Raw genomic sequence first — 25,181 nt, 5'->3', positions numbered from 1 at the left:
GGCTCCGGTGCGCAGCCGACGACCCCGACGGGGTCGCGACGGTGAGCGCCGCCTCCACCCGCGCGATCGTGGCGGCCCTGAGCGCCAACGCCGGGATCGCGGCCGCGAAATTCGTCGGCTTCGCCATCACCGGCAGTTCGGCGCTGCTGGCCGAGGCGGTGCACTCGGTCGCCGACACCGGCAACCAGGGCCTGTTGCTGTTCGGCCAGCGCGCGGCGCGGCGCGCCGCCGACGCCCTGCACCCGTTCGGCTACGGGCGCAGCCGCTACTTCTGGTCGTTCGTGGTGGCACTGGTGCTGTTCACCGCCGGCGCGATGTTCGCCCTCTACGAGGGCTACCACAAGATCAGCCATCCCACACCGGTGACCAACCCCGCGGTGGCGATCACGATCCTGGCGGTCGCGTTGCTGTTGGAGTCCTACAGTTTCCGCACCGCGGTGCACGAGTCGCGACCGCTGAAGGCCGACAGCACCTGGTGGCGGTTCATCCGAACCTCGCGTAACCCCGAGCTGCCGGTGGTCCTGCTCGAAGACGCCGGGGCGCTGATCGGGCTGGGGCTGGCGCTGGCCGGGGTGAGCCTGACCCTGGTGACCGGCGACCCGGTCTGGGACGGGGTCGCCACCGCCGCGATCGGGATCCTGCTGGGGGTGATCGCGGTCGTGCTGATGGTCGAGATGCACAGCCTGCTCATCGGGGAGGGCGCCACCGGGGCGGAGGAGAGCGCGATCCGGGCCGCGTTGGCGGCCACCCCGCACGTCGACCGGGTCATCCATCTGCGCACCCAGTACCTGGGCCCGGAGGAGATGCTGGTCGCGGCCAAGATCGCGTTGCGCCCGCGTACCCCGCTGGCGACCGTCGCGGCCGCCATCGACGCGGCCGAGGCGCGCATCCGCGCCGCGGTCCCGGCAGCGCGGGTGATCTACCTCGAGCCCGACCTCGACCGCACGACCGCCGGCTGACACCGGAATCAGGAGGCGAGGATGACCGACCGGCCGGACCGCTGGCGCATCAAGTCGGTGGAGCAGTCGATCGCCGACACCGAACAGGCCGGAACCCGTCTGCGGCGCGACCTGACCTGGCGTGACCTCACCGTCTTCGGGGTGTCGGTCGTGGTCGGCGCGGGCATCTTCACCGTCACCGCCTCGACCGCGGCCGATCTGACCGGCCCGGCGATCTCGCTGTCGTTCGTCATCGCCGCGCTGACCTGTGGACTCGCCGCGCTGTGCTACGCCGAATTCGCCGCGACCGTACCGGTCGCCGGCAGCGCCTACACGTTCTCCTACGCCACCTTCGGGGAGTTCACCGCCTGGATCGTCGGCTGGAACCTGGTGCTGGAGTTCGCGCTGGGCACGGCGGTGGTCGCCAAGGGCTGGTCGAGTTATCTGGCGACGGTCGTCGGGTTCGGCGGCGGCACCGTCGCCGTGGGCCCGGTCGCCGTGGACTGGGGCGCACTGCTGATCGTGGTCGTCGTCGCCGTGCTGCTGGGGCTGGGCACCAAACTGTCGTCGCGGTTCTCCGCGGTGGTCACCACGGTCAAGGTGGCGGTGGTGGTGCTGGTGGTGGTCGTCGGCGCCGGGTACGTCAAGGCGGCCAACTTCTCCCCGTTCATCCCGCCGGCCCGCACCGACGGCACCGCCGGCACCGGCCTGGACCAGTCGGTGTTCTCCCTGCTGACCGGGGCCACCACCAGTCACTACGGCTGGTACGGAATGCTCGCCGGGGCGGCGATCGTGTTCTTCGCGTTCATCGGGTTCGACGTGGTGGCCACCACGGCCGAGGAGACCCGCAACCCCCAGCGCGACGTCGCCCGCGGCATCCTCGCCTCGCTGGGCATCGTCACCGTGCTCTATATCGCGGTGTCGATCGTGCTCTCCGGGATGGTGTCCTACACCGAACTGCGCGACGCCGGTGGTGCGCCCAACCTGGCGACGGCGTTCGTGCTCAACGGGGTGACCTGGGCGGGCACCGTGATCTCGATCGGGGCGCTGGCCGGGCTGACCACGGTGGTGATGGTGCTCATGCTCGGCCAGTCGCGGGTGTTGTTCGCGATGGCCCGCGACGGACTGCTGCCCCGGGCGCTGGCGCGCACCGGTGCCCGCGGCACCCCGGTGCGGATCACGGTGATGGTCGCGGTGCTGGTGGCCGTCGCGGCATCGGTGTTCCCGATGGACAAGCTCGAGGAGATGGTCAACGTCGGCACGCTGTTCGCGTTCGTGCTGGTGTCGGCGGCGGTGATCATCCTGCGGCGCACCCGCCCGGATCTGCCGCGGGGATTCCGGGCGCCGTGGGTGCCGGTGCTGCCGGCGGTGTCGATCCTGGCGTGCAGCTGGCTGATGCTCAACCTGACCGCGCTGACCTGGATCCGCTTCGGGGTCTGGATGGTGCTCGGCGTGGCGCTCTATCTCGGCTACGGGCGGCGTCATTCCCGGGTGGGGGCGCGGCTGAGCGCCCGCACCGACGCCGCCGCCGACGGACCCGACCAGCAACGTTTACAAAAATAGGATTAATGTCTAGCGAACCGACATAAAAGTCGGTAATGTCCATTTGTGAGGTGGGGGAACTCACAAGGAGGATGAGCATTGACTGTCGAGACTTCGACTCCGGTCGCCGCGGCGGGCTGGCGTGACAAGAAGCGCTACCTGTGGCTGTTGGGGCTGATCGCGCCGACCGCGTTGTTCCTGGTCCTGCCGATCGTGTGGGGGCTCAACCAGGCCGGCTGGCACACCGCCGCCCAGTCGCTGTTCTGGATCGGGCCGTTCCTGATCTACGTGCTGCTGCCGATCCTGGACCTGCGCTTCGGCGCCGACGGGCAAAACCCGCCCGACGAGGTGATGGCGGCGTTGGAGAACGACCGGTACTACCGCTACTGCACCTATCTGTACCTGCCGTTCCAGTACCTCAGCGTGATCCTCGGCGCCTACCTGTTCACCGCGTCGAACCTCAGCTGGCTCGGCTTCGACGGCGGCCTGGGCTGGCCTGCCAAGATCGGGCTGGCGCTGTCGGTGGGGGCACTCGGCGGCATCGGCATCAACACCGCCCACGAGATGGGGCACAAGAAGGAGTCGCTGGAGCGCTGGCTGTCCAAGATCACCCTGGCACAGAGCTGCTACGGCCACTTCTACGTCGAACACAACCGCGGCCACCACGTCCGGGTCGCAACCCCGGAGGATCCCGCCTCGGCGCGATTCGGGGAATCGTTTTGGGTGTTCTTCCCGCGCAGCGTGTTCGGCAGCCTGCGTTCGGCGCTGCACCTGGAGGCCGCGCGACTGCGCCGGCTGGGTCGCAGCCCGTGGGACCCGCGTACCTGGCCGCACAACGACGTGCTCAACGCCTGGGCGATGTCGGTGGTGCTGTGGGGCGCGCTGATCGCGGTGTTCGGGGTCGGGCTGATCCCGTTCGTGATCATCCAGGCGGTCTACGGGTTCTCCCTGCTGGAATCGGTGAACTACCTGGAGCACTACGGGCTGCTGCGGGCCAAACGCGCCAACGGGCGCTATGAGCGCTGCACCCCCGAGCACAGCTGGAACTCCGATCACATCGTGACCAACCTGTTCCTCTACCACCTGCAGCGTCACTCCGACCACCACGCCAACCCGACCCGGCGCTACCAGACGTTGCGCAGCATGGACACCGCGCCCAACCTGCCCAGCGGTTACGCGTCGTTGATCGGGTTGACCTATCTGCCGCCGCTGTGGCGCCGGCTGATGGACCACCGGGTGCTGGCCCACTACGGCGGCGACCTCCGTCGCGCCAACATCGCCCCGCACCGGCGGGAGAAGATCCTGGCCCGCTATTCGGCGGTCGGATGAGCCGACGCGGCGATCCCGACACGAGCCCGACACGACCGAAGGAGTACCGATGGACGACTACAAACTGTTCCGCTGCCTGCAGTGCGGCTTCGAGTACGACGAGGCGCAGGGCTGGCCCGAGGACGGGATCGCCCCGGGCACCCGCTGGGCCGACATCCCCGAGGACTGGAGCTGCCCGGACTGCGGTGCGGCCAAGGCCGACTTCGAGATGGTGGAAGTCGCCCGTCGGTGACCGCCACCGCCGGTGCAACGACTAATGTCGCCCGGGTGAGTCGCAACGTCCGTGTGCCCTACGCCGAGGCCTCGCGGGCGCTGCTGCGCGACTCGGTGCTCGACGCCATGCGTGAGCTGCTCGGCAACCGCGATTGGTCGTCGATCACCCTCGCCGACGTCGCCCGGGCCGCCGGGGTGAGCCGCCAAACCATCTACAACGAGTTCGGCTCCCGGCAAGGCCTCGCGCAGGGGTATGCGGTGCGCCTGGCCGACCGGCTCGTCGACATGATCGACACCGCGATCGAGGGCAACGTCGGCGACCTCAACGCCGCGTTCCTGGAGGGGTTCCGGTTGTTCTTCGCGGCCTCGGCCGCCGACCCGCTGGTGATCTCGCTGTTGACCGGGGCGGCCAAACCCGATCTGCTGCAGATCATCACCACCGACAGTGCGCCGATCATCGCCCGCAGCGCGGGCCGGTTGACCACGACCTTCATGCATTCGTGGGTGCGGGTCAGCGAAGACGACGCCGGCATCCTGGCGCGGGCGATCGTGCGCCTGGCGATCAGCTACGTGTCGATGCCGCCGGAGTCCGACCGCGATGTGGCCGCCGATCTGGCCCGGCTGTTCACCCCCGTCGCCGAACGCTACGGCGTCATCGAGACCGAGTGACCCCGCCGGGGCCGACCGGGCGCCGCCGCCGGTAACGTGGATCGCGCCAGCGCCACGAGCGTGACCCGATCGACCGCATTCCTCAAAGGGGCCCTAGAAAAATGACTATGACCGCCGACACCCGCAACGGCATCGACTACAAGGTCGCCGACCTGTCGCTGGCCGAGTTCGGGCGCAAGGAGATCCGGCTCGCCGAGCACGAGATGCCCGGCCTGATGGCGCTGCGCCGCGAATACGCCGACGTGGCCCCGCTGACCGGCGCGCGGATCTCCGGGTCGCTGCACATGACCGTGCAGACCGCGGTGCTCATCGAGACGCTGGTGAGCCTCGGCGCGGAGGTCCGCTGGGCGTCGTGCAACATCTTCTCCACCCAGGACCACGCCGCCGCGGCGGTCGTCGTCGGCCCGCACGGCACCCCCGAGGAGCCGAAGGGAACCCCGGTCTTCGCCTGGAAGGGCGAGACCCTCGAGGAGTACTGGTGGGCCGCTGAGCAGGCCCTGACCTGGCCGGACGAGCCGGCGAACATGATCCTCGACGACGGCGGCGACGCCACCATGATGGTGCTGCGCGGCGCCCAGTACGAGAAGGCCGGTGTGGTGCCGCCGATCGAGGACGACGACCCCGCCGAGTGGAAGGTGTTCTTGACCCGGCTGACCGAGCGGTTCGCCGAGGACAACACCAAATGGACCCGCATCGCCGAGGCGATCCACGGGGTCACCGAGGAGACCACCACCGGTGTGCTGCGGCTCTACCAGTTCGCCGCGGCCGGGGAGCTGACCTTCCCGGCGATCAACGTCAACGACTCGGTCACCAAGTCCAAGTTCGACAACAAATACGGCTGCCGGCACTCCCTCATCGACGGCATCAACCGCGGCACCGACGTGATGATCGGCGGCAAGACCGCCCTGATCTGCGGCTACGGCGACGTCGGGAAGGGTTCGGCGGAGTCGCTGCGCGGCCAGGGGGCACGGGTCATCGTCACCGAGATCGACCCGATCAACGCGCTGCAGGCACTGATGGAGGGCTACGAGGTCAAGACCGTCGAGCAGGCCATCGGTGAGGCCGACATCATCGTCACCACCACCGGCAACAAGGACATCATCACCCTCGAGCACATGAAGGCGATGAAGAACCAGGCCATCCTGGGCAACATCGGTCACTTCGACAACGAGATCCAGATGGCCGCGCTGGAGCGCTCCGGGGCGACCCGCGACACCCTCAAGCCGCAGGTCGACGTCTGGACGTTCCCCGACAGCGGCAAATCGATCATCGTGCTGAGCGAGGGCCGGCTGCTCAACCTCGGCAATGCCACCGGGCACCCCTCGTTCGTGATGAGCAACAGCTTCTCCAACCAGGTCATCGCGCAGATCGAACTGTGGACCAAGGGCGACGAATACGACAACGAGGTCTACCGGCTGCCCAAGCATCTCGACGAGAAGGTGGCCCGCACCCACGTCGAGGCCCTCGGCGGCACGCTGACCAAACTCACCAAGGACCAGGCCGAGTACATCGGGGTCGACGTCGAGGGCCCCTACAAACCCGACCACTACCGGTACTGATCTCGGTACTGATCTGCGTGCGCCGCACCGGAAGGAGCCGGTCCACCGGTTAACCTCGGGGGAGGAGGTGCGATGAGCGGCGCGGTCCGGGTTTTTCTGGTCGACGACCACGAGGTGGTGCGCCGCGGCCTGATCGACCTGCTCGGTGCCGACCCCGACCTGCAGGTGGTCGGCGAGGCCGGGTCGGTGGCCGAGGCGCTCGCCCGCATCCCCGCGGTCACCCCCGACGTCGCGGTGCTCGACGTGCGCCTGCCCGACGGCAACGGCATCGAGCTGTGCCGGGATCTGTTGTCGCGCCTGCCCGACCTGCGATGTCTGATCCTCACGTCGTTCACCTCCGATGAGGCGATGCTCGACGCGATCCTGGCCGGAGCCAGCGGCTACGTGGTCAAAGACATCAAGGGCATGGAGTTGGCGCGGGCGGTCAAAGAGGTCGGCGCCGGCCGATCGCTGTTGGACAACCGGGCCGCGTCGGCGTTGATGGCCAAACTGCGCGGCACCGATCAGCGGCCCGATCCGCTCTCCGGTCTCACCGACCAGGAACGCACCCTGCTGGGCCTGCTCGCCGAGGGGCTGACCAACAAACAGATCGCCGACCGGATGTTCCTCGCGGAGAAGACGGTCAAAAACTACGTCTCGCGGCTGCTGGCCAAACTCGGCATGCAGCGCCGCACCCAGGCGGCGGTGTTCGCCACGAAGCTGCAGCGCGGCCAGGCCGCCGGGGACCGGTGAGCGTCACCGGCGGCGCCGACCCCGGCCCGGAGCCGCCGGTGCGGCACACCTTGTCGCAGCTGCGGTTACGCGAACTCCTCGGCGAGGTGCAAGAACGCGTCACGCAGATCGTCGAGGGCCGCGACCGGCTCGACGGACTGGTGGAGGCGATGCTGCTGGTCACCACCGGACTCGACCTCGACGCCACCCTGCGGGCCATCGTGTCCGCGGCGACCAACCTCGTCGACGCCCGCTACGGGGCGCTGGAGGTCCACGACCGCCAGCACCGGCTGATGGAGTTCGTCTACGAAGGGGTCGACGAGGCGACCGTGGCCCGCATCGGGCGACTGCCCGAAGGCCACGGTGTGGTCGGTGCGCTGATCGACGATCCGGTCCCGATCCGCCTCGAGGACCTCGCCGACCACCCGGCGTCGGTCGGGTTCCCGGCGCACCACCCGCCGATGCGCACCTTCATGGGGGTGCCGATCCGGGTGCGTAACCGGGTGGTCGGCAACATCTATCTCACCGAGAAGGCCGGCGGTCAGCCGTTCAGCGAGGACGACGAGGTGCTGCTGCAGGCGCTCGCCGCGGCCGCCGGCAGCGCGATCGCCAACGCCCGCCTCTACGAGCAGGCCAAAGCCCGCCAGGCGTGGATCGAGTCCACCCGCGACATCGCCACCGAACTGCTCTCGGGCAGCGATCCGGCGACCGCGTTCCGGCTCATCGCCGAGGACGCCGCCAAGCTCACCGGCGCCGACGCCGCCCTGGTGGCGGTCCCGGTGCGCCACAACGACACCGAGGAGACCGACGAGCTGTTGGTGATCGAGACCGTCGGTGCCGCGGCCGCCGGGCTGAGCGGGCAGCCCATCCCGGTCGCCGGCACCGTCATCGGCGCGGCGTTCACCCGCGGGGAACCCGAACGGCTGCAGCGCCTGGAGTTGGCCGGTGTCGAGCGGGCCGGCCCGGCACTGGTGTTGCCGCTACGGGCCACCGACACCGTCGTCGGCGTCGTGGTGGTACTGCGCGGCGCCGACGCCGTGCCGTTCCGGGACGACCACCTGGAGATGATGGCCGCGTTCGCCGATCAGACCGCCCTGGCCTGGCAGCTGGCCACGTCACAGCGGCGCATGCACGAACTCGACGTGATCACCGACCGCGAACGCATCGCCCGCGACCTGCACGACCAGGTCATCCAACGGCTGTTCGCGGTCGGGCTGAGCCTGCAGGGGGCGATCCCGCTGGCGCGCTCGGCCGACGTCGAACGGCGCCTCAGCGCCGCCGTCGATGACCTGCAGGACGTCATCTCCGACATCCGCACCACGATCTTCGACCTGCACGGTTCGGCGGTGACCCGGCTGCGGCAGCGCATCGACGCGGTGCTGGCCGGGTTCACCGACGCGGGGCTGCGCAGCAGCGTGCGCTTCGCCGGTCCGCTCTCGGTGGTCGACGGGGCGCTGGCCGACCATGCCGAGGCGGTGGTGCGTGAGGCGCTGAGCAACGTGATGCGCCATGCCGGTGCCACCACGGTCAGCGTGCAGGTGCGCGTCGGCGACGAATTGTGCATCGAGGTCAGCGACGACGGCTGCGGCCTGCCCGATCAGATCACCCGCAGCGGGCTGCGCAACCTGGCGCTGCGGGCCGAACAGTCCGGCGGCGCGTTCAGCGCACAGAACCGGCCAGCGGGGGGAACGGTGCTGCGGTGGTCGGCTCCGCTGCTGGCGGAGTAGGCGCGCCCACCCAGTCGACGGTGTCGGCCAACCGTCGCCGCGGGGTCGGCGGCAGCGGGTCGGCGTTGATCGGAGCCCACCCGACCCGCAGCAGCATCTGTGGGTGGCCGCCGTCGCCGAACTCCGCGGCGCGCACCGCCTCCCGGGTCGCGGCGATCTCCAGCGGCTCGGTGACCGGGCAGCTCGCCAGCCCGAGCGCGGTGGCGGTCAACAGCACCACGCTGGTCGCCTCCCCGGCACGCAGCCAGGCCAACCGGTCGTCGGCGGCGGTGCCCAACGCCAGCAGCACCGAATGATCGCGCTCGTCCTCGTCGAGCGGGACGTGCGCCAGTCCCGGTCCGGCGAACAGCCGCCCCGGTAGCGCCGCCCGCTGATCGGGGGGCGGGGTGTTGCGGGCCGGCACACCGGAGTCGGCGCGAAAGCGCCCGCTCCACCGGGTCAACTCATCGAGGTAGGCATCGTCGGCCACATGCAGGCGGGTGGCCTCGGTGAGGATGGCGCGCAACGCCTCCACCGACGTCGGCGAATCCAACTGGCGGACCGTCACCCCGGCGCGCGCGGCGCGGGCACCCATCAACGCGAGATCACCGGGGGCGACCGGCCAGCCGCTGTAGGGCCGCCGGTCGGTGCGTCGGCGCGGGATCGCGGCGGCCAGCATGACCTCGACGTGCTCGACCGGGCAGCGGCAGATCTCCAGCACCGCCAACAGCCGCGGCTGGTCGGGGTCGGGCAGCCGGTGCACGGTGGCCCGCCATCCCAGCGCGGCGAACGCCACCACCGCGTGGTGCAGCGCGGTGCCGCAGCTGAGCACCAGGTCCCGGCCGTCGGGATCGGTGTGCGGCAACCGCCGGCGGTCGTCGGACCACAGCTGCACCTGGTGGTGAGTCCCGCCGGCGAGGACCCGCCAGTGCCACGGCTGCGAGTTGTGCACCGACGGTGCACGCATCGCCAGCTGCAACGCGGTGCGCACCGTGGCGGCATCGGGTACCTGCGAAGTGTGCTGAGTCGACTGTCGGGCCATCTGCTGGGCCATCCGCTGAGCCATCACCGTCCACCTCCCCATCGGCCCGCCGCCGTCGGCGGTGTCGCCATCGAGGTCCACTCTGCCGCGCGCCGACCGGTCACGGGCAGGGGACGAAGCCCCCTGCCGGGCGGGACTTTCGGCGGGTGGCGATCTCTGACCGGGGACTTCCGGCCCTGTCGCAGCACGCGGGCGATCCCCGATAGTGAAGAGGACGGGTGTTGCCGCACTGGGAGGTTGGGGCCGTGAACCACGAGAACCGCATGACCACTCTGGACGCCGGATTCCTGCAGGCGGAGGACTCCGACCGGCACGTCAGCCTGGCCATCGGCGGGTTGGCCCTGTTGGCCGGGCCGGTCCCGGATCAATCGGTGTTGCGGAGGACCCTGGGTGAGCGGATGCGGGCCTGCCCGAGGTTCTCGCAGCGGATTCAGTTGCACCCCTTCGATATCGGGCCGCCGGAATGGGTGGACGACGACGACTTCGACATCACCCGCCATGTGCGGCGGATCGGTGTGCCGCAGCCGGGCGGGGACGCTGAGCTGCACCGGCTGGTCGCCGAGGTGATGGCATGGCGTCTCGATCGCAGCCGACCGCTGTGGGAGATCTGGGTCATCGAAGGGCTCTCGGAGGGTCGGTGGGCGATGCTGATGAAGGTCCACCACTGCATCGCCGACGGCATCGCCACCGCGCACATGCTCGCCGGGCTCGCCGACGGTGGGGCCGGCGCGGCCTTCGCCGAGCGCACCCGCGCCGCCGGTCCCGCCGCCGCGACGAGCACGGTCGCCGCGGCCGCGGTGGACCCGCGGTCGGGAGGACTGGACCCGCTGCACTGGATCGGCGGTCTGCGCGGGGCGGCGTCGGCGATGGCGGCCGCGACCGTCACCGCGGTGCAGGGTGCCAGCGAGTTGGCGGCCGGTCTGATCGGTGCCGCGCCGACCTCCTCGCTCAACGGCCCCATGACCAACCTGCGCCGCTTCGGCGCGGTGCGGATCGCGCTGGCCGACGTGCGGCGGGTGTGCGCGACCTTCGACGTGACCGTCAACGACGTGGCGTTGGCAGCACTCGCCGAGAGCTACCGCAACACCTTGATCCGACACGGCGAGCAGCCCCAGCACGACTCGCTGCGCACCCTGGTGCCGGTCTCGGTGCGTTCCCTCGACGAGTTCGACAAAACCGACAACCGCGTCTCGGTGATGTTGCCCTACCTGCCGGTAGAGGAGGCCAACCCGGTGCAGCGGCTGCGGATGGTGCATGCGCGCCTGACCCGCACCAAATCGGCCGGCCAGCGCCAAGCCGGGAGCGCGGTCGTCGCGCTGGCCAACCGGGTGCCCTACCCGCTGACCGCGTGGACGGTGCGGCTGGCCACCCGGCTGCCGCAGCGCGGGGTGGTCGCGTTGGCCACCAACGTTCCCGGCCCGCGGCAACGGCTGTCGATCCTGGGCTGCCCGGTCACCGACGTGCTGCCGGTGCCGCCGATCGCCATGCAGCTGCGCACCGGAGTGGCGATCCTCAGCTACGGCGACGACCTGTACTTCGGGATCCTGGCCGACTTCGACGCGGTGCCCGACATCGACGAGTTGGCCCGCGGCGTGCAGGTCGCGGTGGACCGGCTGGTGGCCGCCAGCAAGCGGCGCAAGACCGCCCGGCACCGGCACGGGCTGCAACTGGTCGTCAACGGCTGACCGCCCTCCCGGTCGGCGCAGTGGGTAGCGGCTAAGCTGCGCGGATGCTGATCGCGATCGAAGGGGTCGACGGCGCCGGCAAACACACACTGACCGCCGGGCTGCGGGCCGCCTGGGCCCGGCGGGGGGCGACGGTGGCGACGGTGTCGTTTCCCCGCTATCACCACTCGGTCACCGCTGACCTGGCCGCCGAGGCGCTGCACGGCGATCACGGCGACCTGGCCTCGTCGGTGTATGCGATGGCGGTGCTGTTCGCACTGGACCGCGCCGGGGCCAAAGACCACATCGCGCACCTGCGCCGCGGCCACGACGTGGTGATCCTGGACCGCTATGTGGCGTCGAACGCCGCCTACAGCGCCGCCCGGCTGCACCAGGACGCCACCGGCGAGGTGGCGCGGTGGGTGGCGCAACTGGAGTACGAGCGTTTCGGGTTGCCGCAGCCCGACCGGCAGGTGCTGTTGGCGGTGCCGACCGCGGTCGCCGAGCAGCGGGCGCGACGGCGCGCCGTCGAGCAGCAGGACCGGGCCCGCGACGCCTATGAGCGCGACGGCGGTCTGCAGCAGCGCACCGGCGCGGTCTACGCGGGCCTGGCCGAGAACGGCTACGGCGGGCCCTGGCAGGTGGTCGGCGCCGACGTGGAGCCCGATCGGCTGGCCACAGCACTGTTCGACGGCCGATAAGCGGGTATTCTCGGCGTGTGGTAGCCGCGTTTTGTCGCGTTGTGGTGACAACATGGAGCCCATGAAGCAAAGGATCCTCGTCGTCGACGACGACGCGTCGCTGGCTGAGATGCTCACCATCGTGCTGCGTGGGGAGGGTTTCGACACCGCGGTCATCGGCGATGGCACCCAGGCGCTGACCGCCGTTCGCGAACTGCGGCCCGATCTGGTGCTGCTGGATTTGATGCTGCCCGGCATGAACGGCATCGACGTGTGCCGGGTGTTGCGCGCGGACTCCGGGGTGCCGATCGTGATGCTGACGGCCAAAACCGACACCGTCGACGTGGTGTTGGGGCTGGAGTCCGGGGCCGACGACTACATCATGAAGCCGTTCAAACCCAAGGAGCTGGTGGCGCGGGTGCGCGCGCGGTTGCGGCGCAACGACGACGAGCCCGCCGAGCTGCTCTCGATCGGCGACATCGAGATCGACGTGCCGGCGCACAAGGTGACCCGCCAGGGGGAGCAGATCTCGCTGACCCCGCTGGAGTTCGACCTGCTGGTGGCGCTGGCCCGTAAACCGCGGCAGGTGTTCACCCGCGATGTGCTGCTCGAACAGGTGTGGGGCTACCGGCACCCGGCCGACACCCGGCTGGTCAACGTGCACGTCCAGCGGTTGCGCGCCAAGATCGAGAAGGATCCGGAGAACCCCCAGGTGGTCTTGACCGTGCGAGGAGTGGGCTACAAGGCCGGACCTCCGTGATCGGCGCCGTCGGGGGAATATCCGCGGCTCCCGGCGGGACTGAGGAGCATCCGGGGTGATCTGGAGTTCACGGCGACGCATCCGCCGGTCCCCGCCGCTGCTGCGGGGACTCAGCGCGGTGAGCCGCGCGGTGAGCGTGATCTGGCGGCGCTCCCTGCAACTGCGCGTGGTGGTGCTGACCCTCGGATTGTCCCTGGCGGTGATCCTGGTGCTCGGCGTCGTGCTGACCAACCAGGTCACCGACCGGGTGCTCGACGTCAAGGTCCGGGCGGCCACCGAACAGATCGAACACGCCCGCAACGCGGTCAGCGGCATCGTCGGCGGCGACGAGGCCCGCTCCCTGGATTCCAGCCTGCAACTGGGCCGCAACACCTTGACCTCCAAGGTCGACCCGAGTTCGGGTGCCGGGATGGCTGGCCCGTTCGACGTGGTGCTGGTGGTGCCCGGTGACGGGCCGCGGGCGGCCACCTCGGCGGGGCCGATCAGCCAGGTGCCCAACGCGCTGCGCGACTTCGTCAAGGCCGGACAGGTCAGCTACCAGTACGCCACGGTGCAGACCGACAGCTTCTCCGGCCCGGCGCTGATCGTCGGCAGCCCCACCCACTCCAAGGTCTCCAACCTGGAGCTGTACCTGATCTTCCCGCTCAACAGCGAGCAGACCACGATCAAGCTGGTGCGTTCGACGATGGCCACCGGCGGGCTGGTGCTGCTGGTGTTGCTGGCCGGCATCGCGCTGCTGGTCTCCCGGCAGGTGGTGCTGCCGGTGCGGGCCGCCGCCCGCACCGCCGAACGGTTCGCCGAGGGATATCTGACCGAACGGATGCCGGTGCGCGGGGAGGACGACATGGCGCGGCTGGCGGTGTCGTTCAACGACATGGCCGAGAGCCTGTCGCGTCAGATCGAACAACTCGAGGAGTTCGGCAACCTGCAGCGCCGGTTCACCTCCGACGTCAGCCATGAGCTGCGCACCCCGCTGACCACCGTGCGCATGGCCGCCGACCTGATCCACGACCACGCCGACGACCTGGATCCGGCACTGCGGCGCTCCACCGAGCTGATGGTCAACGAACTCGACCGCTTCGAGATGCTCCTGGCCGACCTGCTGGAGATCTCCCGCCACGACGCCGGGGTGGCCGAACTGTCGGTGGAGGCGATCGACCTGCGGGCCACCGTCGCCGCGGCCCTGGAGAGTGTCGGGCACCTGGCCGCCGACGCCGGGGTGGACCTGCAGATGGATCTGCCGTCAACCGAGGTGATCGCCGAGGTCGACAACCGCCGGGTCGAACGGATCCTGCGCAACCTCATCGCCAACGCCATCGACCACGCCGAGCGCCAGCCGATCCAGATCCGGATGGCCGCCGACGAGGACACCGTCGCGGTCACCGTGCGCGACCACGGGGTGGGCCTGCGCCCGGGGGAGGAGAAGCTGGTGTTCAGCCGGTTCTGGCGGGCCGACCCGTCGCGGGTTCGCCGCTCCGGGGGCACCGGCCTGGGCTTGGCGATCAGCGTCGAGGACGCCCGCCTGCACCAGGGCCGGCTGGAGGCGTGGGGTGAGCCCGGCAACGGGGCGTGCTTCCGGCTGACCCTGCCGCTGGTGCGCGGGCACAAGGTCACCACCAGCCCGCTGCCGCTCAAACCGGTCGCCCCCGAACGTGCCGGGCGCCCCACCGAGGCCGCCGAGGGAGGACGCTGATGCGCCGACTGCCCGTGGCCCTCCTCGCGGTGGTGCTCGCCGTCGGCGGCACCGGCACCGTCGCCGGCTGTGCCGGGGTGCCCAACTCCTCGTCGCCGCAGGCGATCGGCACCGTCAAACGGGCCGCCCCGCCCAACCTGCCCAAACCCACCCCGGACATGGACCCGGAGGTACTGCTGCGCGAGTTCCTCAAGGCCACCGCCGACCCGGCCAACCGGCATCTGGCGGCCCGGCAGTTCCTCACCCAGGCCGCCTCCGACGCCTGGGACGACGGGGGCCGCGCCACGTTGATCGACAACGTGGTGTTCGCCGCGAACCGCACGGCCGACACCGTCACGGTCACGATGACCGCCGACATCCTGGGCACCCTCTCCGACGTCGGGGTGTTCGAGACCGCCGAGGGAACCCTGCCCGATCCGGGGCCGATCGAACTGGTGAAGACCACGGACGGCTGGCGCATCGACCGGGTGCCCAACGGGGTGTTTCTGGACTGGAAGCAGTTCCAGGACACCTACAAACGCCACACCCTCTACTTCGTCGACCCGACCGGCCAGACCGTCGTGCCCGACCCGCGATACGTCGTGGTCTCCGACCCCGATCAACTGGCCACCGAACTGGTCTCGAAGATGATCGCCGGGCCGCGACCGGAGTTGGCCCGCTCGGTGCGCAACCTGCTGGGCGCGCCGCTGCGGCTCAACGGCCCGGTGACCCGCGCCGACGGCGGCAGCGTCGGAGTCGGGCGCGGCTACGGCGGTGCCCGCATCGAACTGCAGGGCCTGCCCACGTCTGACCCGAAGAGCGCCAAACTCGTGGCCGCACAGCTGATCTGGACCTTGGCGCGCGCCGACATCAAGGGGCCGTATGTGATCGACGCCGACGGGGCCGCCCTCGACGAGCGTTTCGCCGACGGCTGGACCACCGGCGATGTCGCCGCCACCGATCCGGGTGCGGCCGACGGTGCTGCCGCCGGGCTGCACGCGCTGGTCGGCGGGTCGCTGGCGGCGGTGGACGGCCAACACTTCACCAAGGTGCCCGGTCCGTTCGGAGCCACCCCGGACCAGACCGGCGCGGCGCTGTCGCGCGACGGCCGGCGCGCCGCGTCGGTGGTGACCCTGCGGGCCGGCTCACCGGAGTCGGCGGCCACCCTGTGGATCGGCGAGCTGGGCGCCGCGCCCGGAAAGGCGGCAGAGGGCCGCACCCTGTCCCGGCCCAGTTGGGCGCTCGACGGCGCGGTCTGGGTGGTCGTCGACGGCACCATGGTGCTGCGGGTCATCCGGGAGGCCGCCTCCGGGGAGCCGGCCCACATCGCGGTGGACACCGGGGCGGTGGCCGCGCGGTTCCCCGGTTCGATCAGCGAACTGCAGCTGTCCCGCGACGGCGCCCGCGCCGCGCTGGTCGTCGCCGGTCAGGTGATCCTGACCGGCGTGGAGCAGACCGACAACGGTCAGTACGCGTTGACCTATCCGCGTCGGCTCGGGTTCGGGATGGGGTCCTCGGTGGTGTCGCTGTCGTGGCGCACCGGCGACGACGTCGTGGTCAGCCGCGACGACCCCGCCCACCCGGTGTCGTATGTGAACATCGACGGGGTCAACTCCGACGCCACCGACCGCAATCTCACCACCCCGGTGTCGGTGATCGCGGCGAACCCGTCGGCGGTCTACGTCGCCGATCCCCGCGGGGTCATGCAGCTGTCGGCCTCCAGCCCGCCCGACGAGCAGAGCTGGACCCCGGTGCCGGCGTTTCAGGTGCCCGGGGCGCTGCCGGTGCTGCCCGGCTGAGGCCGGCCCGCGCCGCCCGCGATTTAGTCCCGGCGCTCGCCGCCGAGCGCACCGGCGGCCTGCGCCAGCAGCTCCGGGTGCTTGAGAAACGGGGTGATGATGTCGACCGGCAGCGGGAACACCACCGTCGAGTTCTGGTCGGCGCCGAGCTCCAGCAGCGTCTGCAGGTAGCGCAGTTGCAGGGACGCCGGGCTCTTCGACAGCGTCTCGGCGGCCTGGCGCAGCTCCTCGGAGGCCTGCAGCTCACCGCGGGCGCTGATCACCTTGGCCCGGCGCTCCCGCTCGGCCTCGGCCTCACGCGCCATCGCCCGCTGCATCGATTCGGGGATCTCGACGTCCTTGATCTCCACCACCCGGACCTCGATGCCCCACGGCTCGGTCTGCTTCTCGATGATCACCCGCAGATCGGCGTTGAGGTCCTCGCGGTGGGCCAGCAGGGTGTCCAGATCGGCCCGCCCGAGCAGTGAGCGCAACGTGGTCTGGGCGATCTGGGAGGTCGCCACCGCATAGTTCTCCACCGCCAGGATTGCCTTGAGCGGATCGACCACCTGGAACATCACCACCGCGTTGACCCGAGCCGGGACGTTGTCGCGGGTGATCAGCTCCTGGGGGGGAATGGTCAAGGTGACCACGCGCTGATCGACGCGCACCATCTTGTCGGCCAGCGGCAGCAGGAACTTCAGCCCCGGACCGTACAGCGGGCGCACGTGCCCCATCCGGAACACCACGCCGCGTTCGTACTCGCGCAGTACATTCAGGCCCAATATTGCCACCACCAGTGCCACCACCAGCACCGCGCCGACGACGGTGCCCATCGCTCCGCTCACTGGTCGCTGTTCTCCTTCTCCGCGTACGCCCCGCCCCACTGCGTCGAATAGCGATCGATCGCCGCGGCCACCTGATCCTCCAGCACGGTGCGGTGCGGCAGGTGCTCGGGGGCGTTGGCCGGACTGTTCCACAGGTGACGCACCAGCGGTAAGGCTCCGAGAACCACCAGCGTGATCGCGGTACCCAACACCAGGATCTCCGACGGATTGTGGTTGACCGTGAGCGTCGCCCCCGGCAGCAACACCCCGAAACCGGCTACCGCGCAGGCGATCCCGCGGTGGAACCGTCCGGTCTCCGAATACGGCCACGGGTCGACTTCGCGGCTGATCTCCCGACCCCGCTCGGAGGTGGTGCAGGCGTCCTTGACCGGACAGCTGTTGCACACCGACGGCGTGCCCCGGTAGCGCATCACCCGGTTCTGCGGGTCGAACGAAGTCGGCCACAGCCACTGGTCCTCCGGACAGACCCAGGCGTCGTGGTCGGGGTGGTAGACGAACCCCCCGGTGCGCCACTCGGCGGCGCGCGCCGACGTGCGTCGGGCCATGTGGTCGAAGCCCCAGGCGATGGCCAACAGGATCAGCGCGTAGCCCGAGACCAGCCAGACCCACGCTGCCGGTGCGGCCATGCTCACTCCTTCGTCGAGGGCTGGGCCGCGGGCAACTCGGTGTACAGCGCGTTCTCCGGCAACTCGTCGACGGTGATGCCGGACCGGAAGTTGCGCAACGCCGTCCAGGCGATCCAGACGAACGGCACCACCCCGCCGACGATGAGGATCGCGTCGCCGGGAAGCCGCAGCCACTCCAGGATCGAGTTGCCCGGCTGGGTGATGTAGCCCAACGAGCGCGCCTCGAAGTAGCCGTTGTTGACCGAGTGGAACAGCTGCAGCACGCCCAGCGGCAGCAGCGTGGCGAACACCATCCACGCCAGCCCGATGTTCATGCACCAGAACGAGATCCGGGCCATCCGCTCCGGCCACTTTTCCGGCGGGATGACGTAGCGGAACGCGAACATCGCCAGTGCCACCGCCAGCATGCCGTACACGCCGAGCATCGCGCCGTGCGCGTGGTTGGCGGTCAGCGCTGTGCCGATCTCGTAGTAGGACACGATCGGCAGGTTGATCAAGAATCCGAACACCCCCGCGCCCAGGAAGTTCCAGAAGCCGACGGCGACCAGGAACATCACCGCCCAGCGGGCCGGGAACGGCTTGCCGTCACCGGCCTCCTGACGCGACCCGAGTTGCAGAAATGCCCACGCCTCGACGGTCAGGAACGTCAGCGGGATCACCTCGGCCGCCGAGAAGAACGCGCCGAGCGCCATGTGCTCAACCGGGGTGCCGGAGAAGTACAGGTGGTGCATGGTGCCGATCACCCCACCGGCGGAGTACAAGATGATGTCGAGGAAGATCACCCCGAGCGCGACCCGTTGGCGCACCACCCCGAGCAGAACGAACATGTAGGCGACCAACACGGTGGTGAACAACTCCAGGAAGTCCTCCACCCACAGGTGCACCACCCAGAACCGCCAGAAGTCGGCCACCGAGAAGTGGGTGTCGGAGCCGGCGAGCAGGCCGACCGCGTAGAACGCCGGGATGGCCAGGCCGGTGAAGAAGAACAGCCACGGCAGGTTCATCTTCGAGGTGGTGGCCAGCGTGCCGCGCATCCCGCGCCAGATGATCGCGATCCACAGGAACAACCCGACCACCAGCAGAATCTGCCACAGCCGCGGCAGGTCCAGGTACTCCCACTGCTGGGAGAACAGCCCGCCTTCGGGGATGACCTTGAAGATCGACAGCGCCTCGGAGATCAACGAGCCGAACACCACCACCGCGACAGCGCCCAGCAGCCCGTAGGCCAGCCAGTGCTGTCGGCGTGGCTCGCGCCGGGTGATGAACGGGACCAGGAAGATGCCGCCGGCCAAAAACGCCGCGGCGGTCCAGAACAGCGACAACTGGACATGCCAGGTTCGGGCCAGGTTGTAGGGCAAGATCTTGGCCAGATCGATGCCGTAGAACGCCGACAGGTCGGCACGGTAGTGCTCCACCGCCCCACCGAGCAGGGTCTGGCCGAGATAGAGCACCGAGACCACCGCGAAGAACCAGATCGCCGCGCGCTGCGACTTGGTCAAGCCCACCTCGCCGGGCTGGGTGAACGACAGCTTGGTCATCTCCGCGCCGTGCCAGCCGAGGTTCTGACTCCACCGCCCGTAGATCGCGAACATGATGCCGGTGCCGCCCAGCAGTGCGATCAGCGACAGCACCGACCACACCACGATCGACCCGGTCGGGCCGTTGTCCACCCGTGACTCTGCCGGCCAGTTGTTGGTGTAGCTGTAGTTGTGGCCGGGGCGCTCCGCCGCCGACGCCCAGGCGGTCCACGCGAAGAACGCCGTCAGGTCACGGATCTCACCGGGGTCGGTGATCATCTTCGGCAGCAGACCGTATTTGGTGGAGTCCTCACCGAAGTAGTCGGCGTAGTACCGCTCGATGTCGCTGAAGGCACGCGCCTGCTTGTCGGTGAACACCAGCGTCTTGGTGTCGGCGTTATACCGGTTGGTACGAAATTCGTTGACCACCGCTTCATGCGGATCGGCCAATCCTTGGTCGCGGAATTGGTCGGCCACATTATCGGTGGCCAGTCGCAAATATTCGGCGGTGTAATCGGGTCCCAGGTAGGCGCCGTGACCGAGCACCGATCCGTATTGCATGAGCCCACGGGCCTGGAACAGTTCCTGGCCGTGGGTGATGTCATCGCCGGTGAACAGCGACTGGCCGGATTCGGTGACCACCTTCTCCGGCAACGGCATCGACGCCGTGTACGTGCGATAGACCAGGATTCCCATCACGAAGAACCCGAAGATCATCACCAGGGCGACCCCTTGGAGCCAGCCTTTGCCGATCAGCGGCTGCGACGGCGTCGGCGATCCCGGGGGGACGGACTCGGTGGTGGCCATGGCACGAACTCCTCGGGGATTGATGCGGGCAGTGAGGGGGCTGAAAGTCGCGCAATTGGAACGTAATTTAACACCCCGAATCCGCAATTTTCGTGGTTATTCGCATCACGAGTACTACAACCTGTAGTTTTCGTCACGAGCAGTTGTCACCACCGGGTAGCACCCTGTAGGGATGCTCGATTTGGTGCTGCCGCTGCGCTGTGGTGGCTGTGGCGAACCTGCCGCGCGATGGTGTTCGCGGTGCGCCGCGGAGTGGGCGGTGCGCCCGGATCATCCGCACCTGATCAACCCGCGCCTGGATCCGGGGGTGCCGGTGTTCAGCCTGGGCCGCTACGCCGGGGCGCGCCGCCGCGCGATCGTGGCCGTCAAGGAGCACGGCCGCATCGACCTGCTGGCCCCGCTGGCGGCGGCGCTGACCGGTGGCGTCGACCGGTTGCTGCGCTGGGGAATCGTGCCCGCATCGGTGACGATGGTGCCCGCGCCCACCCGGGCGGGGGCCGCGCGCCGCCGTGGCGGTGACCCGGTGGCCCGCATGGTGGCGGGTGGCGCCGAGCGCCTCGGGCTCACCGCGGCGCCGATGCTGCGGATGGCCGCGCGCGCCCGCGACTCGGTCGGGTTGACCGCCGCGGCCCGGCAGCGCAACGTCGCCGGCCGGGTGGTGCTCCGGCGGCGCTACCGCGCCGGCGCCCTCGCCGGCGCCCTCGGGGATGTGCCGGTGCTGCTTGTCGATGACATCTGCACCACCGGTGCCACCGTCGACGAGTCGGTGCGGGTGCTGGGTTCGGCGGGGATGACGGTCGCCGCGGTGCTGGTGCTCGCCCACGCCTGAGGCAGTCCACCGCGGGGCGATAGGGATGTTTTCCGGCTCTGCGGGCAAATGGTGGCAGACCGGCCTCGCCACCGGTTACGGTCGATAGGACACGCTCATGAACAACTGAGCAGCACAGTTGGAGAGGCTGGCGGCGCACCGCGCCACGCACAAGAAAAGAGGCGTCATGTCAAGGCAGACCGCAGATCCCAACCATGTTGTGACCGACGACGATCAGGCGGGTCAAGTGGACACCCCCAATGCCGAGGTGGTCGTCAAGGGCCGCAACGTCGAGGTTCCCGACCACTACCGGGTCTACGTGTCACAGAAGCTGGCCCGCTCGGAGCGCCTGGATCCGAGCATTTTCCACTTCGATGTCGAACTCGACCACGAGCGCAACCGGCGCCAGCGCAAGGCCTGCCAGCGGGTGGAGATCACCGCGCGCGGGCGCGGGCCGGTGGTGCGCGCCGAGGCCCGCGCCGACAGTTTCTACGGCGCCTTCGAGGCGGCGATCGCCAAGCTGGAGAGCCGGCTGCGCCGCGACAAGGGGCGGCGCACCGTCTCCTACGGCGACAAGACCCCGGTGTCGGTCGCCGAGGCGACCGCGCTGGTGCCGCTGCCCGAACAGGGCCCGAAGGCCTGGGACCGCCGCGGCGCGGACACCGTTGTGGAGTCCGGTCACGACGGCCACGACCTCGGTGCCGATGCTCCCGGGCAGATCGTCCGGATCAAGGAGCACCGGGCCGAACCGATGACGGTCGACGACGCACTGTATGAGATGGAGCTCGTCGGGCACGACTTCTTCCTGTTCCACGACAAGGAGACGGGGAGCCCGTCGGTGGTCTACCGCCGTCACGCCTACGACTACGGGCTGATCCGGCTCACCTGACCTCGACCGACGCCCGACCGGGGCGAGTCCCTTAAGATGGTGGCGCCCGGAACTGTCAAATCCACGGGGGACATAGCTGTGCTGTCGAAATTGCTGCGCCTCGGCGAAGGTCGCATGGTCAAACGACTCAAACGGGTCGCCGACCATGTGGGCACCTTGGCCGACGACGTCGAGAAGCTCTCCGACGCGCAGCTGCGGGCCAAAACCGACGAGTTCACCAAACGGGTCGCCGACGGTGAGAGCCTCGATGATCTGCTGCCCGAGGCGTTCGCGGTGGCCCGCGAGGCCGCCTGGCGGGTGCTGCGCCAGCGGCCCTTCGATGTGCAGGTGATGGGTGGGGCCGCCCTGCACTTCGGCAACGTCGCCGAGATGAAGACCGGTGAGGGCAAAACCCTGACCTGTGTGCTGCCCGCGTACCTGAACGCGTTGAGCGGCAACGGTGTCCACGTCGTCACCGTCAACGACTACCTGGCCAAACGCGATGCCGAATGGATGGGCCGGGTGCACCGGTTCCTCGGCCTCGAGGTCGGGGTGATCCTGGCCGGACTGACCCCCGAGGAGCGGCGTGCCGCCTACGGTGCCGACATCACCTACGGCACCAACAACGAGTTCGGGTTCGACTACCTGCGCGACAACATGGCCCACGACGTCGCCGACATGGTGCAGCGTGGCCACAACTTCGCCGTCGTCGACGAGGTCGACTCGATCCTGATCGACGAGGCCCGCACGCCGTTGATCATCTCCGGTCCCGCCGACGGCGCCTCGCACTGGTATCTGGAGTTCGCCCGCATCGCCCCGCTGATGGAGAAGGACGTCCACTACGAGGTCGACCTGCGTAAACGCACCATCGGGGTGCACGAGGCCGGCGTCGAGTTCGTCGAGGACCAGCTCGGCATCGACAACCTCTACGAGGCCGCCAACTCGCCGCTGGTCAGCTACCTCAACAACGCCATCAAGGCCAAGGAGTTGTTCGTCCGCGACAAGGACTACATCGTGCGCAACGGCGAGGTCATCATCGTCGACGAGTTCACCGGCCGGGTGCTGGTCGGCCGGCGCTACAACGAGGGCATGCACCAGGCGATCGAGGCCAAGGAGCACGTCGAGATCAAGGCCGAGAACCAGACACTGGCCACGATCACGCTGCAGAACTACTTCCGCCTCTACGACAAGCTCGCCGGGATGACCGGCACCGCCCAGACCGAGGCCGCCGAGCTGCACGAGATCTACAAGCTCGGGGTGGTGTCGATCCCGACCAACAAGCCGATGATCCGCGACGACCAGACCGACCTCATCTACAAGACCGAGGAGGCCAAATACCTCGCGGTCGTCGACGACGTCGCCGAGCGCCACGAGAAGGGGCAGCCGGTGCTGATCGGCACCACCAGCGTGGAACGCTCGGAGTACCTGTCGCGGCAGTTCACCAAACGGCGGATCCCGCACAACGTGCTCAACGCCAAGTACCACGAGCAGGAGGCCGGCATCATCGCCGAGGCCGGCCGGCGCGGCGCGGTCACCGTGGCCACCAACATGGCCGGTCGCGGCACCGACATCGTGCTCGGCGGCAACCCGGATTTCCTCACCGACGCCCGGCTGCGCGAACAGGGCCTGGACCCGGTGGAGACCCCCGAGGAGTACGAGGCCGCCTGGGACGAGCTGCTGCCGCAGCTCAAGGAGGAGGCGGCCCGCGAGGCGGCCGAGGTGATCGAAGCCGGCGGGCTCTACGTGCTGGGCACCGAGCGTCACGAGTCGCGCCGCATCGACAACCAGCTGCGCGGCCGGTCGGGCCGTCAGGGCGACCCGGGTGAGTCCCGGTTCTACCTCTCGCTCGGCGACGAGCTGATGCGCAGGTTCAACGGCGCCATGCTCGAGAGCATGCTGACCCGGCTCAACCTGCCCGAGGATGTGCCGATCGAAGCGAAGATGGTGACCCGGGCGATCAAGAGCGCCCAGACCCAGGTCGAGCAGCAGAACTTCGAGGTCCGCAAAAACGTCCTCAAATACGACGAGGTGATGAACCAGCAGCGCAAGGTCATCTACGCCGAGCGCCGCCGCATCCTCGAGGGCGAGAACCTCGCCGAGCAGGCCCACGACATGCTCCACGACGTGGTCGGCGCCTACGTCGACGGCGCAACCGCAGAGGGCTACGCCGAGGACTGGGATCTGGAGAAGCTCTGGGAGGCCCTCAAAACCCTCTACCCGGTCGGTATCGACCACACCGAGCTGTTCGACCCCGACGCCGACGGCGCACCCGACGAGCTGACCCGCGAGGAACTCCGCGAGGCGCTGTTGGGCGACGCCGACCGCGCGTACGCCCGGCGGGAGGCGGAGCTGGAGGCGATCGCCGGGGACGGCGCGATGCGCCAGCTGGAGCGCAACGTGCTGCTCAGCGTCATCGACCGCAAGTGGCGCGAACATCTCTACGAGATGGACTACCTCAAAGAGGGCATCGGTCTGCGCGCGATGGCCCAGCGTGACCCGCTGGTGGAGTACCAGCGTGAGGGTTTCGACATGTTCACCGGGATGCTCGAGGGGCTCAAGGAGGAGTCGGTCGGGTTCTTGTTCAACGTCACCGTCGAGGCCGCCCCCGCGACGACGGTCGCCCCGGTGGCCGCGCCGGAGGGGCTGGCGAAACTCGCCGACACCGCTCCCGACGCCGGATCGGCCCCCGAGCCTGACGGTCAGCAGGCCCCAGCCGCGCTGCGCGCCAAGGGAATCGATGACGACGGCCCGCAGCTGACCTACTCCGGGCCGGCCGAGGACGGATCGGCGCAGGTTCAGCGCCGCAACGGGGAACCGCAGTCGGCGGGGGTCGGCAGCGGCAGCCGTCGGGAGCGGCGCGAGGCCGCACGCCGGCAGGGCCGCAGCGGCAAACGCGCCAAGTCGGCGAAGAAGCGCTGACCGGGCTCCCCTCAGCCGATCTGCAGGGCCACCACCTGCCAGCGCGCCTCGATGCGCTCGACCCGGCAGGCGATCGCGTGGGTGCGCGGACCGCGCGCATAGCTGGCGACCACCTCCGCGGCCCGTGGCGGGTTCTCCGGCCCGACTGCCTGTACCCGCACCCGGCGCAGCACGGCGCTGGCCCGGTGCCGCCGCGCCGCCGGGCCGGTGGCCGGCCGGCAGCGCAGCGCGTCGAGCAGCGGGGTGGCCAGCACCGGCTGCAGATGCGGCGCGGGGCGACGCCGATCGAGCACCTCGAGCACGCGGCGCAGCGCGGTGTCGGCGAACGCGGCGACGGCCCGCAGATCCGGCCGCGCGCTGGGGGCCGGCGGGTCGGCGGCGGACCGCGGCGGTGTCGCGCGCCGCGGCCGGCGCGGGACCGGTGCGGCCAGGACCAGCGGAGGCGGTTCGTAGTCGACGGCGGGATGAAGCACCCGGCGCGGGTGGGTGCTGTCGTTCATGGTCGGCTCCCCGGGATCGATGCGG

The 25,181-nt window shown here is 69.7% G+C and carries 20 protein-coding genes and 1 pseudogene; 16 read left to right on the top strand and 5 right to left on the bottom strand.

Annotation, left to right across the window (positions count from 1 at the left end):
- Positions 1–41: 41 nt before the first annotated feature.
- The 8 genes and pseudogenes from B8W67_RS05080 to B8W67_RS05045 all read left to right on the top strand — a co-directional run bounded on the left by B8W67_RS05080 (position 42) and on the right by B8W67_RS05045 (position 8,688).
- Positions 42–959 (top strand): cation diffusion facilitator family transporter, encoded by a 918-nt coding sequence (locus B8W67_RS05080; protein ID WP_069391216.1) that lies wholly within the window; start codon positions 42–44, stop codon positions 957–959.
- Positions 960–980: 21 nt separating this feature from the next.
- Entirely contained in the window at positions 981–2,501 is a 1,521-nt protein-coding gene (locus B8W67_RS05075; RefSeq protein WP_085302563.1) for an amino acid permease, read from the top strand.
- Between the two features lie 78 nt (positions 2,502–2,579).
- A complete protein-coding gene (locus tag B8W67_RS05070; protein WP_085302561.1) occupies positions 2,580–3,809 on the top strand; it encodes an alkane 1-monooxygenase in 1,230 nt (409 codons plus the stop codon).
- 49 nt (positions 3,810–3,858) lie between these two features.
- A complete protein-coding gene (locus B8W67_RS05065) occupies positions 3,859–4,041 on the top strand; it encodes a rubredoxin (RefSeq protein ID WP_085302559.1) in 183 nt (60 codons plus the stop codon).
- Complete coding sequence (alkX, locus tag B8W67_RS05060) at positions 4,038–4,691, top strand: TetR family transcriptional regulator AlkX (protein ID WP_234806664.1); 654 nt, start codon at positions 4,038–4,040, stop codon at positions 4,689–4,691. The genes B8W67_RS05065 and alkX overlap by 4 nt, the downstream gene beginning before the upstream one ends.
- 101 nt (positions 4,692–4,792) lie before the next feature.
- The gene (ahcY, locus tag B8W67_RS05055) at positions 4,793–6,250 is read left to right on the top strand and encodes an adenosylhomocysteinase (protein ID WP_069391220.1); all 1,458 of its coding nucleotides are present in this window, start codon (positions 4,793–4,795) and stop codon (positions 6,248–6,250) included.
- 72 nt (positions 6,251–6,322) lie between these two features.
- Positions 6,323–6,983: pseudogene (locus tag B8W67_RS05050) on the top strand (response regulator); the annotation flags it as partial.
- Positions 6,979–8,688: a GAF domain-containing sensor histidine kinase gene (locus B8W67_RS05045; RefSeq protein WP_085302558.1), complete on the top strand. Its 1,710-nt coding sequence runs from the start codon at positions 6,979–6,981 to the stop codon at positions 8,686–8,688. The pseudogene B8W67_RS05050 and the gene B8W67_RS05045, both read left to right, overlap by 5 nt.
- Here B8W67_RS05045 and B8W67_RS05040 read toward each other — a convergent pair.
- Complete coding sequence (locus B8W67_RS05040) at positions 8,621–9,733, bottom strand: Acg family FMN-binding oxidoreductase (RefSeq protein ID WP_085302602.1); 1,113 nt, start codon at positions 9,731–9,733, stop codon at positions 8,621–8,623. The genes B8W67_RS05045 and B8W67_RS05040 overlap by 68 nt on opposite strands.
- A gap of 239 nt (positions 9,734–9,972) precedes the next feature.
- On the opposite strand from B8W67_RS05040, the gene B8W67_RS05035 reads away from it, so the two are divergent.
- Genes B8W67_RS05035 through lpqB form a run of 5 tightly spaced genes read left to right on the top strand, consistent with a single transcriptional unit; the run spans position 9,973 to position 16,284 of the window.
- A complete protein-coding gene (locus B8W67_RS05035) occupies positions 9,973–11,394 on the top strand; it encodes a WS/DGAT/MGAT family O-acyltransferase (RefSeq protein ID WP_085302600.1) in 1,422 nt (473 codons plus the stop codon).
- A gap of 44 nt (positions 11,395–11,438) precedes the next feature.
- Entirely contained in the window at positions 11,439–12,074 is a 636-nt protein-coding gene (locus B8W67_RS05030; RefSeq protein ID WP_069391224.1) for a dTMP kinase, read from the top strand.
- Between the two features lie 52 nt (positions 12,075–12,126).
- Positions 12,127–12,813: a two-component system response regulator MtrA gene (gene mtrA / locus B8W67_RS05025; RefSeq protein ID WP_069391225.1), complete on the top strand. Its 687-nt coding sequence runs from the start codon at positions 12,127–12,129 to the stop codon at positions 12,811–12,813.
- A gap of 55 nt (positions 12,814–12,868) precedes the next feature.
- Complete coding sequence (gene mtrB, locus B8W67_RS05020; protein ID WP_069391226.1) at positions 12,869–14,506, top strand: MtrAB system histidine kinase MtrB; 1,638 nt, start codon at positions 12,869–12,871, stop codon at positions 14,504–14,506.
- Complete coding sequence (gene lpqB / locus B8W67_RS05015; RefSeq protein WP_085302544.1) at positions 14,506–16,284, top strand: MtrAB system accessory lipoprotein LpqB; 1,779 nt, start codon at positions 14,506–14,508, stop codon at positions 16,282–16,284. Before mtrB ends, lpqB begins: the two co-directional genes overlap by 1 nt.
- Before the next feature lie 23 nt (positions 16,285–16,307).
- Here lpqB and B8W67_RS05010 read toward each other — a convergent pair whose 3' ends face one another.
- From B8W67_RS05010 to B8W67_RS05000, 3 genes are read right to left on the bottom strand one after another with little or no spacing between them, the layout of a single operon-like run.
- Complete coding sequence (locus B8W67_RS05010; RefSeq protein ID WP_174254776.1) at positions 16,308–17,099, bottom strand: slipin family protein; 792 nt, start codon at positions 17,097–17,099, stop codon at positions 16,308–16,310.
- Between the two features lie 8 nt (positions 17,100–17,107).
- The gene (locus tag B8W67_RS05005; protein ID WP_085302540.1) at positions 17,108–17,737 is read right to left on the bottom strand and encodes a hypothetical protein; all 630 of its coding nucleotides are present in this window, start codon (positions 17,735–17,737) and stop codon (positions 17,108–17,110) included.
- A 2-nt stretch (positions 17,738–17,739) separates the two neighbouring features.
- A complete protein-coding gene (locus B8W67_RS05000; protein WP_069391230.1) occupies positions 17,740–20,061 on the bottom strand; it encodes a nitric-oxide reductase large subunit in 2,322 nt (773 codons plus the stop codon).
- A 172-nt stretch (positions 20,062–20,233) separates the two neighbouring features.
- On the opposite strand from B8W67_RS05000, the gene B8W67_RS04995 reads away from it, so the two are divergent.
- The 3 genes from B8W67_RS04995 to secA all read left to right on the top strand — a co-directional run bounded on the left by B8W67_RS04995 (position 20,234) and on the right by secA (position 24,656).
- Complete coding sequence (locus tag B8W67_RS04995; protein ID WP_069391231.1) at positions 20,234–20,890, top strand: ComF family protein; 657 nt, start codon at positions 20,234–20,236, stop codon at positions 20,888–20,890.
- Positions 20,891–21,056: 166 nt separating this feature from the next.
- Complete coding sequence (gene hpf, locus B8W67_RS04990; protein WP_069391232.1) at positions 21,057–21,758, top strand: ribosome hibernation-promoting factor, HPF/YfiA family; 702 nt, start codon at positions 21,057–21,059, stop codon at positions 21,756–21,758.
- Between the two features lie 78 nt (positions 21,759–21,836).
- Positions 21,837–24,656, top strand: a complete 2,820-nt coding sequence (gene secA, locus B8W67_RS04985; RefSeq protein ID WP_085302538.1) for a preprotein translocase subunit SecA — start codon at positions 21,837–21,839, stop codon at positions 24,654–24,656.
- An 11-nt stretch (positions 24,657–24,667) separates the two neighbouring features.
- Here secA and B8W67_RS04980 read toward each other — a convergent pair whose 3' ends face one another.
- Positions 24,668–25,156 carry an Rv3235 family protein gene (locus tag B8W67_RS04980; RefSeq protein WP_085302537.1) on the bottom strand — a complete coding sequence of 163 codons (489 nt, stop codon included), beginning with the start codon at positions 25,154–25,156 and terminating at the stop codon, positions 24,668–24,670.
- Between the last annotated feature and the right edge of the window lie 25 nt (positions 25,157–25,181).

The sequence above is a fragment of the Mycolicibacillus koreensis genome (genome assembly GCF_002104795.1).
Lineage (GTDB): Bacteria > Actinomycetota > Actinomycetes > Mycobacteriales > Mycobacteriaceae > Mycobacterium > Mycobacterium koreense.
Note: the sequence above shows the minus strand (reverse complement) of the source record. Positions and strands in the feature narration are given on the sequence as shown.

What these genes read in the sequence shown, in the direction of transcription:
- B8W67_RS05035 (WP_085302600.1), top strand. Translation starts at nt 9,973, where the DNA reads ATGACCACTCTGGACGCCGGATTCCTGCAGGCGGAGGACTCCGACCGG.
- B8W67_RS05030 (WP_069391224.1), top strand. Translation starts at nt 11,439, where the DNA reads ATGCTGATCGCGATCGAAGGGGTCGACGGCGCCGGCAAACACACACTG.
- mtrA (WP_069391225.1), top strand. Translation starts at nt 12,127, where the DNA reads ATGGAGCCCATGAAGCAAAGGATCCTCGTCGTCGACGACGACGCGTCG.
- hpf (WP_069391232.1), top strand. Translation starts at nt 21,057, where the DNA reads ATGTCAAGGCAGACCGCAGATCCCAACCATGTTGTGACCGACGACGAT.
- B8W67_RS05040 (WP_085302602.1), bottom strand. Translation starts at nt 9,733, where the DNA reads ATGGCTCAGCGGATGGCCCAGCAGATGGCCCGACAGTCGACTCAGCAC.
- lpqB (WP_085302544.1), top strand. Translation starts at nt 14,506, where the DNA reads ATGCGCCGACTGCCCGTGGCCCTCCTCGCGGTGGTGCTCGCCGTCGGC.
- ahcY (WP_069391220.1), top strand. Translation starts at nt 4,793, where the DNA reads ATGACTATGACCGCCGACACCCGCAACGGCATCGACTACAAGGTCGCC.
- B8W67_RS04980 (WP_085302537.1), bottom strand. Translation starts at nt 25,156, where the DNA reads ATGAACGACAGCACCCACCCGCGCCGGGTGCTTCATCCCGCCGTCGAC.
- B8W67_RS05000 (WP_069391230.1), bottom strand. Translation starts at nt 20,061, where the DNA reads ATGGCCACCACCGAGTCCGTCCCCCCGGGATCGCCGACGCCGTCGCAG.
- B8W67_RS05010 (WP_174254776.1), bottom strand. Translation starts at nt 17,099, where the DNA reads ATGGGCACCGTCGTCGGCGCGGTGCTGGTGGTGGCACTGGTGGTGGCA.
- B8W67_RS05065 (WP_085302559.1), top strand. Translation starts at nt 3,859, where the DNA reads ATGGACGACTACAAACTGTTCCGCTGCCTGCAGTGCGGCTTCGAGTAC.
- B8W67_RS05075 (WP_085302563.1), top strand. Translation starts at nt 981, where the DNA reads ATGACCGACCGGCCGGACCGCTGGCGCATCAAGTCGGTGGAGCAGTCG.
- B8W67_RS05005 (WP_085302540.1), bottom strand. Translation starts at nt 17,737, where the DNA reads ATGGCCGCACCGGCAGCGTGGGTCTGGCTGGTCTCGGGCTACGCGCTG.
- B8W67_RS04995 (WP_069391231.1), top strand. Translation starts at nt 20,234, where the DNA reads ATGCTCGATTTGGTGCTGCCGCTGCGCTGTGGTGGCTGTGGCGAACCT.